General features: G+C 39.2%; 16 protein-coding genes and 2 pseudogenes. 16 read left to right on the plus strand and 2 right to left on the minus strand.

Going from position 1 to position 15867, the window contains the following annotated elements; all coding sequences use genetic code 11:
• Nucleotides 1–155: 155 nt before the first annotated feature.
• Both AC6F75_RS13110 and AC6F75_RS13115 read left to right on the plus strand, forming a co-directional pair.
• Nucleotides 156–356, plus strand: coding sequence for a hypothetical protein (locus AC6F75_RS13110; protein ID WP_500715541.1), 201 nt, complete (start codon nucleotides 156–158; stop codon nucleotides 354–356).
• A 331-nt stretch (nucleotides 357–687) separates the two neighbouring features.
• Entirely contained in the window at nucleotides 688–1398 is a 711-nt protein-coding gene (locus tag AC6F75_RS13115; protein ID WP_500715542.1) for a hypothetical protein, read from the plus strand.
• A gap of 82 nt (nucleotides 1399–1480) precedes the next feature.
• On the opposite strand, the pseudogene AC6F75_RS13120 reads toward AC6F75_RS13115, so the two are convergent.
• Nucleotides 1481–1621, minus strand: a pseudogene (locus tag AC6F75_RS13120) (IS982 family transposase); the annotation flags it as partial.
• A 21-nt stretch (nucleotides 1622–1642) separates the two neighbouring features.
• Nucleotides 1643–1813: pseudogene (locus AC6F75_RS13125) on the minus strand (IS982 family transposase); the annotation flags it as partial.
• Nucleotides 1814–1998: 185 nt separating this feature from the next.
• Here AC6F75_RS13125 and lplA point away from each other — a divergent pair.
• The 14 genes from lplA to AC6F75_RS13195 form a co-directional block, all read left to right on the plus strand.
• Nucleotides 1999–2979 carry a lipoate--protein ligase gene (gene lplA, locus AC6F75_RS13130; protein WP_500715543.1) on the plus strand — a complete coding sequence of 327 codons (981 nt, stop codon included), beginning with the start codon at nucleotides 1999–2001 and terminating at the stop codon, nucleotides 2977–2979.
• A 209-nt stretch (nucleotides 2980–3188) separates the two neighbouring features.
• Nucleotides 3189–3383, plus strand: a complete 195-nt coding sequence (locus AC6F75_RS13135) for a lipoate protein ligase C-terminal domain-containing protein (protein ID WP_500715544.1) — start codon at nucleotides 3189–3191, stop codon at nucleotides 3381–3383.
• Nucleotides 3384–3569: 186 nt separating this feature from the next.
• On the plus strand, nucleotides 3570–4130 hold the full coding sequence (gene xrtF, locus AC6F75_RS13140) for an exosortase family protein XrtF (protein ID WP_500715545.1): 561 nt from the start codon (nucleotides 3570–3572) through the stop codon (nucleotides 4128–4130).
• On the plus strand, nucleotides 4114–4548 hold the full coding sequence (locus tag AC6F75_RS13145; RefSeq protein ID WP_500715546.1) for an exosortase F system-associated membrane protein: 435 nt from the start codon (nucleotides 4114–4116) through the stop codon (nucleotides 4546–4548). The genes xrtF and AC6F75_RS13145 overlap by 17 nt, the downstream gene beginning before the upstream one ends.
• A 55-nt stretch (nucleotides 4549–4603) precedes the next feature.
• Nucleotides 4604–5020: an HYC_CC_PP family protein gene (locus AC6F75_RS13150; protein WP_500715547.1), complete on the plus strand. Its 417-nt coding sequence runs from the start codon at nucleotides 4604–4606 to the stop codon at nucleotides 5018–5020.
• 93 nt (nucleotides 5021–5113) lie between these two features.
• Nucleotides 5114–8908: an efflux RND transporter permease subunit gene (locus AC6F75_RS13155; RefSeq protein WP_500715548.1), complete on the plus strand. Its 3795-nt coding sequence runs from the start codon at nucleotides 5114–5116 to the stop codon at nucleotides 8906–8908.
• Nucleotides 8905–10314 carry a TolC family protein gene (locus AC6F75_RS13160; protein WP_500715549.1) on the plus strand — a complete coding sequence of 470 codons (1410 nt, stop codon included), beginning with the start codon at nucleotides 8905–8907 and terminating at the stop codon, nucleotides 10312–10314. Before AC6F75_RS13155 ends, AC6F75_RS13160 begins: the two co-directional genes overlap by 4 nt.
• A gap of 69 nt (nucleotides 10315–10383) precedes the next feature.
• The gene (locus AC6F75_RS13165) at nucleotides 10384–10737 is read left to right on the plus strand and encodes a four helix bundle protein (protein WP_500715550.1); all 354 of its coding nucleotides are present in this window, start codon (nucleotides 10384–10386) and stop codon (nucleotides 10735–10737) included.
• Nucleotides 10734–12497 (plus strand): efflux RND transporter periplasmic adaptor subunit, encoded by a 1764-nt coding sequence (locus AC6F75_RS13170; RefSeq protein ID WP_500715551.1) that lies wholly within the window; start codon nucleotides 10734–10736, stop codon nucleotides 12495–12497. Before AC6F75_RS13165 ends, AC6F75_RS13170 begins: the two co-directional genes overlap by 4 nt.
• 82 nt (nucleotides 12498–12579) lie before the next feature.
• Complete coding sequence (locus AC6F75_RS13175; RefSeq protein WP_500715552.1) at nucleotides 12580–13152, plus strand: DUF2911 domain-containing protein; 573 nt, start codon at nucleotides 12580–12582, stop codon at nucleotides 13150–13152.
• Nucleotides 13153–13201: 49 nt separating this feature from the next.
• Nucleotides 13202–13648: a cation transporter gene (locus AC6F75_RS13180; RefSeq protein WP_500715553.1), complete on the plus strand. Its 447-nt coding sequence runs from the start codon at nucleotides 13202–13204 to the stop codon at nucleotides 13646–13648.
• Between the two features lie 106 nt (nucleotides 13649–13754).
• Entirely contained in the window at nucleotides 13755–14273 is a 519-nt protein-coding gene (locus AC6F75_RS13185) for a helix-turn-helix domain-containing protein (protein ID WP_500715554.1), read from the plus strand.
• 95 nt (nucleotides 14274–14368) lie between these two features.
• Nucleotides 14369–14689 carry a four-helix bundle copper-binding protein gene (locus AC6F75_RS13190; RefSeq protein WP_500715555.1) on the plus strand — a complete coding sequence of 107 codons (321 nt, stop codon included), beginning with the start codon at nucleotides 14369–14371 and terminating at the stop codon, nucleotides 14687–14689.
• Nucleotides 14690–15134: 445 nt separating this feature from the next.
• Nucleotides 15135–15867: copper ion binding protein (locus AC6F75_RS13195; protein ID WP_500715556.1), on the plus strand; the 733-nt coding region annotated here is incomplete at its 3' end.

Raw genomic sequence — 15867 nt, forward strand, 5'->3', positions numbered from 1 at the left:
TTGGTCAGTTTTTCTTCCTTGCTGAAAGAGGTGTTGCTTACAATTTCTGAAACTTTGGGTTTAAGTTGGACGAATGTCATAGTCAAGTTTTTTGCAAAAGTATTTAAAATCATTTCACGACAATGCGATAGAGGGAATAAAATTGGAAGTTCTGGTTGCCACTAGATTTGAGTTTTTTTAGTGATTCATATACAGAAAACTCAGGTGATGATAATGTTGAAGATAAAAATAAATATTTAAAAATAGCAATTAAAAATAGTTTTGGGAATATGCATAATCTGGATTTTGGTAATCTTTTATCTTTTAATTTTTCATGGTTAGTTCAAAGTGTCCATTTTGCAGTAGTACCAATATAAGCAAGCCGAAATATTCCCGAAAGACTTTTGCGATTTCATTACTGCTTTTAGGATTCCCTTTTTTTTTTAAAACAAATCGAGATATTGTTTTGACTGTTCTCGCGAATTTGATGTTTAAAAAATGAATAGATGAATTTTTAAAACTACTTTTAAAACTAGTCTCCACCAAGGTTTGTGTCTTGTTTTCTTATCGATAATTTAAAATCAAAATGTCAATAAAACCACATTCACTGTATTCTTATTAAATACTTTCCCCCTTATTAATACGTTTTAAATCAGGAATGTGGTGTAAATACTATTGAATAGAAGAATACTAACTAAAAGATAAATCATGAAAAACTTAATTTTAATTTTCTCTTTTTTATTATTAATTACTGGTTGTTCAAGTGACGATGGTTTTAATTACATTACAGTAAATGGAACAGTAGAAAGAGAAGTCAATGGTGAAGGTGTTCCAAATCAAAAAGTTCAATTGGAAATGATAAAGTATCTTGGTGGTACAGGTATGTTTGCAACTTATAGAACTATTGATACCAAAACAGTAACAACTGATGCAAATGGTAATTTTAGCGCGTCAATGATAGACGATGTTGATACTCATATTCGTGCTCTTGTGAGAGCAGACGAGAATTATCATGCTTATAACTATAAGCTTTTTGATCCAAACGAACACATTATACTAAAAGTAAATAAATATATTAGGTTTAAAATTTATGTTAAAAATACTGATCCTTTTGATTCAAATGACTTTGTCAAAATTGGATTAACCTCAGCTTTTAGAACTGGTATTGAGAATTTTGGAGTGCAAAATACTCAATTCCCCGCTCAACATTTGCCAAGTGGAGGAATAATTGGTGCATATGAAGAAACTTCATGGGAAGGGACCAATGTCAATTCAATAGTATATTATAATGTTCCTGAAAATTCATATCATTATAAAATCAAATGGACTATAAGAAAAAATGGAGTGGAAACAACAGGTTTTACAGACGACATTCCTTATGTTCTAGATGTAGTTAATGAGTATCATTTTAATTATTAAAAGGGATAAATCTTATAAATACCAACATAAAATCCAATAACCACCGTTTGTATATGGCTAACAATCAATTCGTTGGGTGAAATTAAATTATTTGAGTTTTAATATTGTTTAAAGGTCTATCAAAAATAAACTTATTGATAAACTGAACTAAAGTTAGTGCTGTAATTTTTGCTAACACCCTGGTTTTAAATCCTTAAAAAGATTTAGCATAATTTCTTCTAATCACCCATCGATTAGCTTAAATAAGGAAGTTTTCGCTATCGATTGACATAAACTCAGCTGCCAAGCTTAAAGCAACGACTTCAATATCAGTCATTTTACTTTTTCTGCCCACTTGATTTTCAGAGGGTAAAACAATATGAAAAGAACTTACAATTTCTAAAACTTTAAAATAATTTTTTACTATATTTGACATAAGATATTGGTTTGTTTTGCGACATAAAGATACTGTAAATCAGTATCTTATCCAATATCTTTTTTTGTTTTATCCTATTTCACCCAACGGGTTAAACTTATGTAATTATGAAATAAAAATAAACAGGGAGATAATTTTTTATCTGATTTGGGGAATACCTATTTTTATCAAAAATTGTAACCCCAATGCTCTGCATCAAACACCACAGTACAGACCCTTATTTCAATATCGCCACAGACGAGTATATTTTTAAACACATCGATGAAGACTGCTTTATGCTTTGGCAAAATGACAATGCCATCATCGTGGGAAAACACCAAAACACACTTGCCGAAATCAACCTCGATTATGTCAAGGAAAAAGACATAAAAGTGGTGCGGCGACTTTCGGGTGGTGGGGCTGTCTATCACGATCTGGGAAACCTCAATTTTACCTTCACCCGCACAAGCGACAAGGAAGATATGGTGGATTTCAGGCGCTATACCAAACCCATACTGGAAGTGCTTCAAGGCTTGGGAATTGATGCCAAATTTGAAGGGCGCAATGACCTGACCATTGAAGGGAAAAAGTTTTCGGGCAATGCCGAACATGTGTTTAAAAACAAGGTGATGCATCACGGTACATTGCTTTTTTCTTCAGAAATGAAAGATGTGTCCGGTGCTTTAAAAGTGAATCCGTTAAAGTATAAGGGGCGAGGCACAAAATCTGTTCCCAAGCGTGTTACCAATATCAGCAACCACCTCAAGGAACCACTTTCTCTGGAAGCGTTTACAGAACGTATTATGAACCACATACTTTCAACATTTCCCGATGCCAAAATGTATGAGTTTACTGAAGAGGACTTAGCTGCCATTCAAAAAATAAGGGATGAAAAATATGCCACCTGGGAATGGAATTTTGGCCGCTCACCCGAATATAACTTTCAACAGGGAATGCGTTCAGAAGGTGGAGTGATAGAAGTGCATTTGGATGTGGAAAAAGGAATCATCAAAAAAGCACAAATCACCGGTGATTTTTTTCACATCAGGGACATTGCACCCATTGAAGAGGCAATGGTCAATTTGCCACACGAGGAAGAAGTGATTAAAAAAGCGTTGAGCCAATTTGATTTAAAGCGTTATTTTAAGGATATTACCTCAGAAGAATTGTTGAGTATCATGTTTTAGGTTTTTATAAAACATTAAGGAGTTAAGCGTAGTTATGATATAAACCTTAATGCTTCTTAATGCCTTAATGTTTATTTTTTTTGCACACTGATCCCGATAGCTATCGGGACGGATTATACGGATTTACACTGATTTTTTGAACCATTAAGAAGTTAAGGGAAGTTAAGGGCAATCGCCTTAATGCACCTAAATTCCTTAATGTTTAAACTGTGGAAAAAGGAATCATCAAAAAAGCACAAATCACCGGTGATTTTTTTCACATCAGGGACATCACGCCCATTGAAAAGGCAATGGTCAATTTGCCACACGAGGAAGAAGTGATTAAAAAAGCGTTGAGCCAATTTGATTTGAAACTTTATTTTAGAGATATTTCAACAGAAGAGCTGTTGAGTATCATGTTTTAAGTTTTTATCTGCGCGTATCTGCGAAATCTGCGGGAAAAAATGGTAGCCCGCAGATCACGCTGATTTTCGCAGATTACTCTTTACAAACTATAGATTTATTCAAAATGGATAGATTTTATCAAAAACCTGTTCTTTTATTTTATCCATCTCTTTTCTCTATTTTTGCTTAAAACCAAAACGCAATTATTGAAAGCACTTTTTCAGAAATACAAATCAGTCATCCGCTTTCTCGTTCTCTTTTTGGGGACTTATTTGGTGTTGAGCCTTCTTTACAATGCCTATTTACATTTCGGTAAGTCAGAGACTTACTATCCTGACCCGATAACACACCTTGTGGCAAAGCAAACTTCGGTGTTGACTTCCGGGTTTGGGTACACCGCTGAAATTATTCCACATCCCAATGAGGCGTCGATGAAACTCATCATCAACGACCGTTATCTGGCCCGAATAGTTGAAGGGTGCAATGCACTGAGTGTCATCGCACTGTTTGCAGCATTTATAGTGGCATTCCATCAGCGTTGGAAACCCACTTTGCTTTATATTTTTGTGGGTGCCGTATTGATTTATTGTGCCAATCTTTTTAGGATTGTCCTCTTGGCCATTGCATTGTATGAATACCCACAATATGAACATATTTTACACGGCGTGATTTTTCCGGCCATTATCTATGGCATGGTCTTTTTGCTCTGGGTGCTTTGGGTCCGGCGAATTCCCCTAAACAGCGAAAATGATGAAAAATTGGCTTAAATGGACAATTGTTGCCGGCCTTTTTGGGCTGTTGATTCTCATCAGGCTTTTTGAGTCGCAGTTGTTTTATGACCCCTTGCTCAAATTTTTTAAACAGGATTATTTGTACGGAAAAGTACCTGATGTTGAGGTGGGTAAGTTAATGCTCCATACCGCTTTTCGGTTTTTGCTCAACACTGTTATTTCGCTGATAATTCTCTATGTAGTGTTTCAGGAAAAAGGGATAGTAAAATTTTCGGCTTTTGTGTATGCTTTGGCATTTTTGATATTATTTCCCTGGATGGTTTGGCTTATTGCAAATGCCTCCCCTGAAAGCAATTATAATGTCTTGTTTTACGTAAGGCGCTTTTTGATTCAACCAATCATTTTACTATTGCTTTTACCGGCGTTTTATTATCACAAGCAGAAAATCAAATAGTTAAGCTTTTTCTAAAAAATACAACAAATCAAAAAATTACCTATCTTTGCTTGCAATGAAAACCATTTTTCATAAAATAGTAGGTTCTCTCATGGCACTTTTAGTGCTGTTTTCCACGATGTCTTTCACTGTGGATATGCACTTTTGTGGGGGCAATATGGTGGACAAAGCCATTTTTTCTGAAGTGAAAAGTTGCGGGATGGAAATGCACGCTGAACACGATACTTCAAAATCCGAAATCCAAAAACCCGGCTGTTGTGAAGACATCTCCATCACCGTGGAAGGTCAGGAAGAGTTGAAAGTTTCATTTGAAAATCAGGAACTGCAAACACTGCAGTTTGCACTTTTGTTCAGCTATTCTTATTTAAGTCTTTTTGAACCGCTTTCTGATAAGCACATCCCTTTTGATCAGTATTCCCCGCCCCGGCTCACTATAGACCGGATTGTCCTTAACGAAACATACTTAATCTGATTTTAAATTTTAGTTTGGCTTCCTTGCGAAGCTTATTGTAAGATTCTTTGAGGCCTTACAGTTGTTATTTGCTAAAATTCAAAATCTTTTTTTATGCTTTCAAAACTCATAAAATTTTTCCTCGAAAACAAACTTGTTACAGTATTGTTACTTGTGCTATTTGTTGGTTGGGGAATAGTAACTGCTCCTTTCAATTGGGACATCGATTTTCTGCCAAGAGACCCTGTGCCGGTGGATGCCATACCTGATATTGGCGAAAACCAGCAAATTGTCTATACAGAGTGGATGGGCAGAAGCCCGCAGGATGTGGAAGACCAGATTACTTATCCGCTAACTACTTCGTTGCTTGGCTTGCCCGGAGTGACTTCTGTGCGAAGTACTTCAATGTTTGGGCTGTCATTCATCGCCATCATTTTTGATGAAGATGTTGAATATTACTGGAGCAGGACCAGGGTTTTGGAAAAACTCAATTCCCTTTCTGCCGATATGCTCCCCGAAGGAGTTTCACCCACCTTGGGCCCTGATGCCACAGCATTGGGGCAGGTGTTTTGGTACACGCTTGAAGGACGGGATGAAAACGGTAAACCCGCGGGGGGTTGGGACCCACACGAACTCAGGACGATTCAGGACTATTATGTGCGATATGCGCTTACAGCTGCCGAAGGAGTATCGGAAGTCGCATCCATTGGCGGTTTTGTAAAGGAATATCAGGTTGACCTTGACCCAATAGCGATGAAAGCTCATGATGTAAGTATGATGATGGTCACAGATGCCATCAGAAACAGCAACCTTGACGTTGGGGCAAACACCGTTGAAATGAACCTGGTGGAATACTATGTGCGGGGATTGGGCTATGTAAAAAACCTTCAGGATATTGAACAAGCTGTGGTGAAAGTTACAAACAACATCCCCATTCGAATACGTGACATTGCCAAGGTAAATATTGGCCCCGCTCCACGCGGACACAGTGGGTTTTTGGATAAGGGCGGTGTAGAAGCCGTAGGTGGTGTTGTGATTGCACGCTATGGCGATAATCCGCTGGAAACCATTCAAAACGTTAAAGATAAAATCCTTGAAATAAGTCCGGGATTGCCTTCCGTAACACTTGAAGACGGAACTGTTTCAAAAGTAACCATAGTACCCTTTTACGACCGTACCGAATTGATTTATGAAACCCTCGGCACACTCAACGAAGCCATCAGCCTGCAAATATTGATTACCATCATTGTCATCATTATTATGGTGTTCCATTTAAGGGCTTCCCTAATGATTTCAGCATTGCTGCCACTTGCCGTGTTGATGTGTTTCATTATGATGAAATACCTGAATGTGGACGCCAATATTGTGGCGCTTTCCGGTATTGCCATTGCCATTGGGACGATGGTGGATCTGGGCATTATTCTCAGTGAAAATATTCTCCGGCATACTGATGAAGCACCCCCCGGTCAACCACTGATTACGACAGTTTACAACGCTTCCACTGAAGTGGCATCAGCAATCCTCACGGCTGTTGCTACAACCATTGTGAGTTTTCTACCCGTGTTTACCTTACAGGCAGCCGAAGGAAAACTCTTTGGTCCATTGGCCTATACCAAAACGTTTGCCCTTGTGGCAGCATTGATCATCACCTTGTTTATGTTGCCTGCTTTTGCACATTGGCTGTTTTCACTTAAAACAACACGCAAATTTTACCGTGTGGTCTTGAACTTGTTTTTAATCATTTTAGGCTTTGTAGTGCTTTGGTGGTCAGTTTGGGCCGGTGTGGTGCTTATTCTCCTTGGGGTAAACAACATCATCGGAAATCTTGCCCAAGAGCAAAAGTTGTCTTCAGAAAAAGCCAATACATTTATCAGTAAACACCATAGTACAATTACTATAATCATTGTTGCTATAGCAGTTTCCTGGTTGCTGGCCCAGCAATGGATGCCTTTGGGTGTGACAAACAGCCTGCTGCTTAATTTTATTTTTATTGTCTTGATAATCGGAGTGGTTTTAAGTGCATTTAAAGTCTTTATTCATTTCTATCCAACGCTGTTGAACTGGTGTCTGGGGCATAAAAAAGTTTTTCTGCTATTACCGGTTATTATTATCCTGCTTGGTGTAAATATATGGTTGGGCTTTGACCGCGTTTTTGGGTTTATACCAAAAGCTGCAGACAATATCGGTTGGAATATCCGAACCAATGCTGTCTGGAGCTCCTTATCACACACCTTTCCGGGAATGGAAAAAGAATTTATGCCTTCCCTGGATGAAGGTTCGTTTTTGCTGATGCCTACCTCAATGCCCCATTCCGGAGTGGAAGCCAATATTAAGTATTTGCAGCAATTGGATATGCGGGTACAGGCAATTCCCGAAGTGGAAATGGTGGTAGGGAAAGCTGGTCGTGTGGAAAGCGCTTTAGATCCCGCACCTGTTTCCATGTTTGAAAATATCATCCTTTACAAAACAGAATTCATCAATGATGAAAATGGCTATCCGTTACGCTTTAAAGTGGATGATGAAGGTGGGTTTGTTAAAGACAAGAATGGCGAACTCATACCTGACAGAAACGGTCAATACTTCCGCCAATGGCGCGACCACATTAAGACACCGGATGACATCTGGAATGAAATTGTCAATGCCACAAACGATATTCCGGGAGTGACTTCCGCACCCAAATTACAGCCCATTGAAACCCGTTTGGTCATGCTTCAAACCGGTATGCGTGCGCCAATGGGATTAAAAGTCTTCGGGCCTGACCTTAAAAGCATTGAAGACTTCAGCTTGAATGTTGAACAGCTGCTCAAAGAGGTTCCTACGGTAAAAACTGAAGCCGTTTATGCTGACCGAAGTTTAGGCAAACCCTATCTGGAAATTGATATAGACCGTGTAGCCATTGCCCGCTATGGATTGAATGTAGCCGATGTGCAAATGTATCTGGAAGTGGCTTTGGGCGGAATGCCATTAACCACTACCGTTGAAGGACGTGAACGCTACAACATACGTGCAAGATATGCCCGGGAATGGCGTGACAATCCCGAAGTAATGAAGCGCATATTAATACCCACACCCACAGGTCAGCAAATACCGTTGGGCGAACTGGCAGAAATTGATTATCGCCCGGGACCTATGATGATAAGGGCAGAAAATTCCTTTTTGGTGGGTTATGTCCTTCTGGACAAAAGAGAGGGCTTTTCGGAAGTGAGAGTTGTGGAAGATGCCGACAAATACCTGAAAGATAAAATTGCTTCGGGTGAGTTAATAGTACCTGCCGGAGTTAGTTTTCATTTTTCGGGAAGTTATGAAAATCAAGTCAGGGCTGAAAAACGATTGGCAATAGTTGTTCCTTTAGTATTGGCGTTAATTTTCCTCATTCTGTATTTTCAATTTCGATCAACTTCAACCTCGTTAATGATATTTTCCGCGATTGCATTGGCATTTGCAGGTGGTTTTTTAATGCTATGGCTGTATAGCGAAAGTTGGTTTATGGATTTCTCTATGTTTGGAACCAATATGCGGGAGCTTTTTCAGATGAAATCCTACAACCTAAGTGTAGCGGTTTGGGTAGGTTTTATTGCTTTATTCGGAATTGCAACTGATGATGGAGTGGTTATTTCCACCTACCTGATGCAAAGTTTCAAAAAACACAAGCCCGAAAACATCAGTGAAATAAGGAAAGCAGTCATGGAAGCCGGAATGAAAAGGGTAAGGCCTTGTTTAATGACCACAGCCACTACTTTGTTGGCTTTGTTGCCCATACTCACTTCCACAGGACGAGGAGCTGACATTATGATACCCATGGCCATACCTGCCTTTGGGGGTATGACGGTTGCTTTAATTACCTTGTTTGTAGTTCCGGTATTGTATGCCGCAAGGGAAGAATATTTAATTAAAAGAGAGACAAGATGAAAAAGAAGATATTAAATCTGATTATTCTGTTCCTGATAACAGGAAACGCAATTGGACAAACGATTGATGATTACCTGATTACAGCGGCAGAAAATAACCCAAACATAAAGGCTAAATATTTACAGTATCAAGCAGCATTGGAAAGAGTGCCGCAGGTGGGTTCACTTCCTGACCCAGAACTTTCGTTTGGGATTTTTATAGAGCCCATGGAGCGGTATGTTGGCAATCAGGTAGCTCAGTTTTCATTAATGCAAATGTTTCCCTGGTTCGGAACACTAAGTGCCGCCCAGGATGAAATGACATTAATGGCCAAGGCAAGGTTTGAAGAATTTAATGAAGCCAAATCGATGCTTTATTATGAAGTGCGGGCAAACTGGTATGCCTTGCAGTTGTTGGAAAAAGAAATTTCCATCGCCAAAGAAAACATTGAACTGCTGAAAACAATGGAACAGATTGCCATTTCCCGGTATAGAAGCGGAGGACAAAGCAGTGGAGGTTCGGGCAATTCAGGAGCTATGCGAAGTTCCGGCAATCCAAACACAAATGCATCCGGTGACGGTATGGGGGGAATGGGAGCACAAGGACAAACTTCGTCCGGCAGTACACCTTCCGGAAACAGATCTCAAATGAGCGGAGCGGATAATATGGGAAGCAGCAGTGGCAGTATGATTGACGTGTTGCGCGTGCAAATGGAAATCAACGAGCTGCAAAACAGTTTAGCGTTGTTGGAGGATAGTAAAATTCCGCTAACTGCCCGTTTCAATCAACTGCTCAACAGGGAGATGTATGAGATAGTAATCTTATCAGATACGATTATAGCTGCTCAAATGCCGATTTCGATAAATGAAATTCCTGAGAACATCAAAAACAACAACCCCATGTTGAAAATGTTGGAAGAGGAAGAAGCAGCTTTTATTGCACAAGGGAAAATGAACCGGAAAATGGGATTGCCCATGATTGGTTTGGGATTGCAATATGATGTTTTTCAACCCAGGGCCAACAACGAAAGCATGATGAATGGCAAGAATATGATCATGCCAATGGCAACGGTCACTATTCCGCTTTGGCGAAAAAAATACACAGCATCTGTCCGGGAATCTGATTATATGCGTCAGGCTGTGGTTGAACAAAAGCAGGACGTAAGCAACCAATTAATGGTGAATTATGAAGATGCATTGAAAGACTTCAAAGATGCAGATAGAAGAGTAAAATTGTATAAAGAACAAACTTCTTTGGCCAATCAGGCTTTAAATATTCTTATTGCCCAATATACCACTGAAGGAAGCAACTTTGAAGAAGTGTTGAGAATGCAACAACAACTTTTGGATTACCAATTAAAATACCTGGACGCGCTCATTGATGGTAATATAGCTGTAGCTATGATGGAACGATTGATGGGGAGATGATGTGGTGATGTGCTGATATGCTGATGGAATCATAATAATAAACTATTGTTAAATTATAAATATAATATTATGGAAAAGAGAAATGAAATTGTAGAATTAAGTTTTGAATTTGCATTGCAGATAATTGAATTTTGCGAAAAACTTGAAGAAAAAAAGAAATATGTAATTGCCAAACAACTTTTAAAATCAGGGACGTCAATTGGAGCAAATATTCGAGAAGCACAAAGTCCGGAAAGTAAAGCTGATTTTATTCATAAATTAAAAATATCGGCAAAAGAAGCAACTGAAACGGAGTACTGGATAGAACTTTGCGAAAAGGCAAAATCATACCCAAACCCACCTGTTCTGATGAAAAGTCAATTATTCTCTATTCAGAAGTTATTGAATAAAATAATTTCAACCTCAAAAAAGACATTAAGATGAAACCTTTAAAAAAAGAAATTCGATATGGTGTTATCGGTTTAGTATTGGGAGCAATATTGATTTTATTAATTAATTCTCTCATCAGCACATCTGCAAATCAGGGTGCCGACACATCAACTGAACAAGGTGAAGAAATAACTTATACTTGTTCAATGCACCCTCAAATCAGGCAAAACGAGCCGGGAAAATGCCCTATTTGTGGTATGGACTTAATCCCATTATCCCAAAAATCCGGCACAGGCGAAAGTAGCCCGTTTGTACACACAATGTCACCCGAAGCAATAGCATTGGCCAATGTGCAAACCCAAAAAGTCAAAACCGTATCACCTGAACATGAAATCCACCTAACAGGAAAAGTGGCCGTAAACGAACAAAAACTAGCCATGATTACGGCAAACTATTCAGGCAGAATAGAAAAACTATTTATAGATTTTACCGGGCAACAGGTAAATAAAGGACAAAAATTAGCATCCATTTATTCACCTGAATTGGTAACTGCACAGAGTGAGCTGATTGAAGCTTCAAAATTCAAAGAGGTAAACCCTGCACTTTACAATGCCTCAAAGGAAAAATTACGTTTGTGGAAAATCACTGAACCGCAAATCAATGAAATCGAGAACAGCGGTGTTGTCTTGACCGAATTTGATGTCTTTGCAGACCAATCCGGTATTGTGATAAGACGTGACATAGCAAATGGCGATTTTGTGAATCGAGGTACAGTACTATTTGAAATAGCAGATTTGAGTAACGTATGGATACTCCTGGATGCTTATGAGAGCGACCTGGCATTTATGAGAATAGGACAGAATATTACATTTACTGTGGCCTCTCTTCCCGGAAGGGAATTTACATCTACTATTTCTTTTATTGATCCATTAATTAATCCGCAAACAAGGACTGCTGCTGTAAGAGCAGTAATAAATAACCCACAGCAACTGCTCAAACCTGAGATGTTTGTGAAAGGAAGGGTAAAAGCGAGTTTGTCTGTCAGAGAAAAATCTTTGGTAATTCCAAACACATCACTTCTCTGGACAGGAAAACGCTCGGTGGTTTATGTGAAAGTCCCCAATGCTGAATTCCCGGCTTTTGAATTGAGGGAAATAACACTCGGAGCTTCTTTGGGCGAATACTACATTGTAACAAGTGGATTAAGCGAAGGTGAAGAAGTTGTTACAAATGGGGTGTTTGCCATTGATGCAGCAGCACAACTTAGTGGTAATTTCAGTATGATGAATCGGCCAATTGACAAAACAATACCCGTGCCCGACAAGTTTACCCGGCAATTAACAGAATTTGTGAATCACTATTTTATGCTCACAAACAGTTTGGTAAAAAGTGATCCTCAACTTACTCAAACCAATGCGAAACAACTTGAATCCGCTTTAAACAAAATTGAGATGAACTTGCTTGATGAAGAAGCACATACAGTTTGGATGGAACATCACGCCGTCTTGAAAAAGCACATAGGCCAAATAGAAAAATCAAAAGACATCGAAGAACAGCGAAAAATATTTTCACCATTATCTGACCAACTTATTGAAACAGTTGAAACTTTCGGTGTAAAAACAGAGGTCGTTTATGTGTCCTACTGCCCAATGGCAATGGACGATGAAGGTGCCTATTGGCTAAGTCCGATTGAAGAAATCAACAATCCCTATTTTGGTGATATGATGTTGAGGTGTGGTGAAGTTAAAAAAACGATAAGAGCCGGAGGGAGTCAGGAGGCAAGAACTACTCAGCCTCAGGGACACCAACATTAAACTCTTAAAGGAAAGGCAAATAAAAAGTGCAAAAGTATGTAGTTACGGTGTTTAAAAGTTTAAAAATAATCAAATAAAAAACATGAAAAAGATAATATTTTTAGTGCTCACAGTTTTCATCATTTCTTGTCAGTCAAAAAAAGAAAAAGATGAGACTATTAATCAACACGATCACAGTGAATTAAAAACAGAAGTTAACACTTCCAAAAGCCCGCATACCTCAACTATGGAAACCATAGGGGGAGCGCATATACATATTGATTACTCCTCTCCAAGGGTGAGGAACAGGATTATTTTTGGAGGACTATTGGCTTATGATGAAGTGTGGCAAGCAGGAGCACATATGGCTACCTGGGTGGAAACTTCAAAAGATTTGACCATTTCAAGTCAAGTTTTGCCCAAAGGAAAATATGGGTTTTTTCTTATTCCGAGTAAAGAAGAATGGACAGTAATCTTTAATAAAAACTGGGACCAACACGGCAAAGATGATTACGACAAAAGTGAAGATGTAGTTAGATTTCAATTAACTCCTGAGTTTTCAGATGAAATTAAGGAGGAATTGGAATATAAAATCCATAAAACAGACAATTCAAAAGGAATATTTTCATTGGAGTGGGAACGAGTTAAAATAAGTTTCCCTTTTGTTGTAAATTAGCACTTTAAATTCAAATCAATTAATATAATAACTCTTTAATATCAAAACCATGAAAAAAGTAATGTTAAGTATTGCTGTATTAGCAGTAATTGGAATGACTTCCTGTAAAAACCAAACAGAAGAAAAACAGGAAACAGCAGAAATGACTGAAGAAGTCAAAGAAATAGCCATGGCAGAAACCACCTTTGGTGTTCGCGGAAATTGCGGAATGTGTAAAAGAACAATAGAAGAAGTAGCCAATGGCGTTGAAGGTGTTGTTTCGGCCAATTGGGATATTGATCTAAAAAAGATCGATGTAAAATTTGACGAAACAAAAACTGATGTAATGGATATTCACAAAGCCATTGCAGCATCCGGATATGATACTGATCAAATTGCCGGAAACGAGGATGCTTACAATAAACTACCACAGTGTTGCCAGTATGACAACAATATGGAAATGAGCCGTACAGAGCCAGCTGATGGCGAAGGGGGCAACCATCACCATATGGAATAAATTATTAATAACCTCCTCAAGACCTGTCAGGTTTTTAAAACCTGACAGGTCTACTTTTATGCAAAACACCCTTCAAATAAAAAATGTCGTCTGCCGACGCTGTAAAATGACGCTTCAACATATTTTGGAACGTCTGGAAATCCCCTATGTTCAAATTTCCCTAGGAGAGGTAGTATTGGGAAAACCTTTATCAGAAAAACAGCACTCCCTGCTGCAAACGGAACTCCTAAAAGTAGGGTTCGAACTATTGGAAGATAAAAATGAACGGTTGGTGAACCGTATAAAATCCATCATTATTTCTGATATTTATGAAGGAGAAGCGTTTAATAATCAAAACCTCTCTGTTATCCTCAGTGAACAATTGCATGCTGACTACAGTCACCTGAGCAATCTCTTCACAGCTTTAGAAGGAAAGAGTATCAATGCTTTTCAGCAGAACATAAAGATAGAGCGCATTAAAGAATTACTGGAATATGATGAACTGAGTATTGGCCAGATTGCAGATCATCTGGGGTTTGGGAACGCAGCCTATCTTTCAACTATATTCAAAAAAAACACGGGCATAACACCGTCACAGTACCGCCAGCTCCATCTCAAAGACCGGAAACCCATCGATACTGCATAAAAAATACCAAAACTTTATAATTTCTTACCATTTTTTTATAAGTCCTCTTCCTTGATAATTGGTAATTTTGGATAAACCCTTTAAAATCAATTATTATGAGAAATGAGAATTTAATTCATGCGTTGGGAAATTGCATCAATCATTGTAACTATTGTTCAGATGCCTGCCTGGAGGAAGACCATGTAAAAATGATGGTGGACTGCATCAGGACAGACCGTGTATGTGCAGAAGTCTGTGCAGCACTTATCCAGATTCTCGCCACAGGATATAAAGATGTGGACGGCCTTGTGGAATACTGTATTAAAATATGCAATGCCTGTGCAGATGAGTGCGAAAAACACGATCACTCACACTGCAAGGAATGTGCAAAAGCCTGCAGGAATTGTGCGCAAGCCTGTGAAGAATACTTGGCTTAGTTTCTATCAACTTTTTAACTTGGGTTCTATGTAATTTTTTATCCATGAAAACCCACTTTGCCCCAACCTAAAGGATGTCTGATTTTCCTCGATTACACGCGCCGAAGGCGGGTACAGAGGAAAAAAATCGAGGAAAATCTTGCGAAATTGAATTTTGCCGTGTACTCAAGAACGTACCTCCGCCCCTCCCTTTTTTGTCATTCCGAAGCGCAGCGAGGAATCCCATCCTGTTGCTCACGTACCGTTGCTCAAGTCCCGTAGCTCAACAGTGCGTGCTTACTCGGATGGGATCCCTCCGTTGTCGGGATGACAAAAAAGGGTGGGGTGCTCAGCAGGTGCATGCCATCCCACCCCAATTAACAAAAAAATCATAAATCTTTACCAGAATATCATAAGCCCTTCTGTTAAATAGGCTGTACTTTTGTTAAACTAAAAGTAGCCTGTAATGAAACACACCTATAAAATTAACGGAATGACCTGCAACGGTTGCCGTGCCCATGTAGAAAAAACACTGTCTGAAGTAGACGGGGTAACCCATGCTGCTGTAAACCTGGAAACTTCAGAAGCAGTGATAGATATGAAGTCCCATATAGAACTTGATACCTTTCAAAAAGCATTGAAAGAGGCCGGAGGGAACTACACCATCCATCTGCCGGACAACAAAACATCAACAAAAGGGCACAACGTGATGAAACATACCTATCCCATCACCGGCATGACCTGCAATGGCTGCCGTACACACGTTGAAAAAACACTTTCTGAAGTAGATGGCGTTAGCAATGCAACGGTTGATTTGGAAAAAGCAGAAGCTACTATTGAAATGGAATCACACATCCCCATTGAAACCTTTCAAAAAGCCCTCAAAAATGGAGGCGGGAATTACCAAATACACAAACCCGGAGCGGATATAGAAAATAAGTCCCAATCAACCTCGGCGAAGAAGGGAAGCCGAAAACAAGATACAAAAAAGCCACCCTCCTTGGGAGGGGGGTTGGGGGGAGGACACACTTTTTATTGTCCCATGCATTGCGAAGGGGACAAAACCTATAACGAACCCGGCGACTGCCCCGTATGCGGTATGGATTTAGTAGAAGAACTTTCCTCCCCCTCCTTGGGAGGGGGTCAGGGGGGAGGATACACCTGCCCCATGCATCCCGAAGTGGTCAAAGACGAACCCG

Source organism: Planktosalinus sp., assembly GCF_059864935.1.

What these genes read in the sequence shown, in the direction of transcription:
- AC6F75_RS13115 (WP_500715542.1), top strand. Translation starts at nt 688, where the DNA reads ATGAAAAACTTAATTTTAATTTTCTCTTTTTTATTATTAATTACTGGT.
- lplA (WP_500715543.1), top strand. Translation starts at nt 1,999, where the DNA reads ATGCTCTGCATCAAACACCACAGTACAGACCCTTATTTCAATATCGCC.
- AC6F75_RS13145 (WP_500715546.1), top strand. Translation starts at nt 4,114, where the DNA reads ATGAAAAATTGGCTTAAATGGACAATTGTTGCCGGCCTTTTTGGGCTG.
- AC6F75_RS13150 (WP_500715547.1), top strand. Translation starts at nt 4,604, where the DNA reads ATGAAAACCATTTTTCATAAAATAGTAGGTTCTCTCATGGCACTTTTA.
- AC6F75_RS13155 (WP_500715548.1), top strand. Translation starts at nt 5,114, where the DNA reads ATGCTTTCAAAACTCATAAAATTTTTCCTCGAAAACAAACTTGTTACA.
- AC6F75_RS13160 (WP_500715549.1), top strand. Translation starts at nt 8,905, where the DNA reads ATGAAAAAGAAGATATTAAATCTGATTATTCTGTTCCTGATAACAGGA.
- AC6F75_RS13165 (WP_500715550.1), top strand. Translation starts at nt 10,384, where the DNA reads ATGGAAAAGAGAAATGAAATTGTAGAATTAAGTTTTGAATTTGCATTG.
- AC6F75_RS13170 (WP_500715551.1), top strand. Translation starts at nt 10,734, where the DNA reads ATGAAACCTTTAAAAAAAGAAATTCGATATGGTGTTATCGGTTTAGTA.
- AC6F75_RS13175 (WP_500715552.1), top strand. Translation starts at nt 12,580, where the DNA reads ATGAAAAAGATAATATTTTTAGTGCTCACAGTTTTCATCATTTCTTGT.
- AC6F75_RS13180 (WP_500715553.1), top strand. Translation starts at nt 13,202, where the DNA reads ATGAAAAAAGTAATGTTAAGTATTGCTGTATTAGCAGTAATTGGAATG.
- AC6F75_RS13185 (WP_500715554.1), top strand. Translation starts at nt 13,755, where the DNA reads ATGACGCTTCAACATATTTTGGAACGTCTGGAAATCCCCTATGTTCAA.
- AC6F75_RS13190 (WP_500715555.1), top strand. Translation starts at nt 14,369, where the DNA reads ATGAGAAATGAGAATTTAATTCATGCGTTGGGAAATTGCATCAATCAT.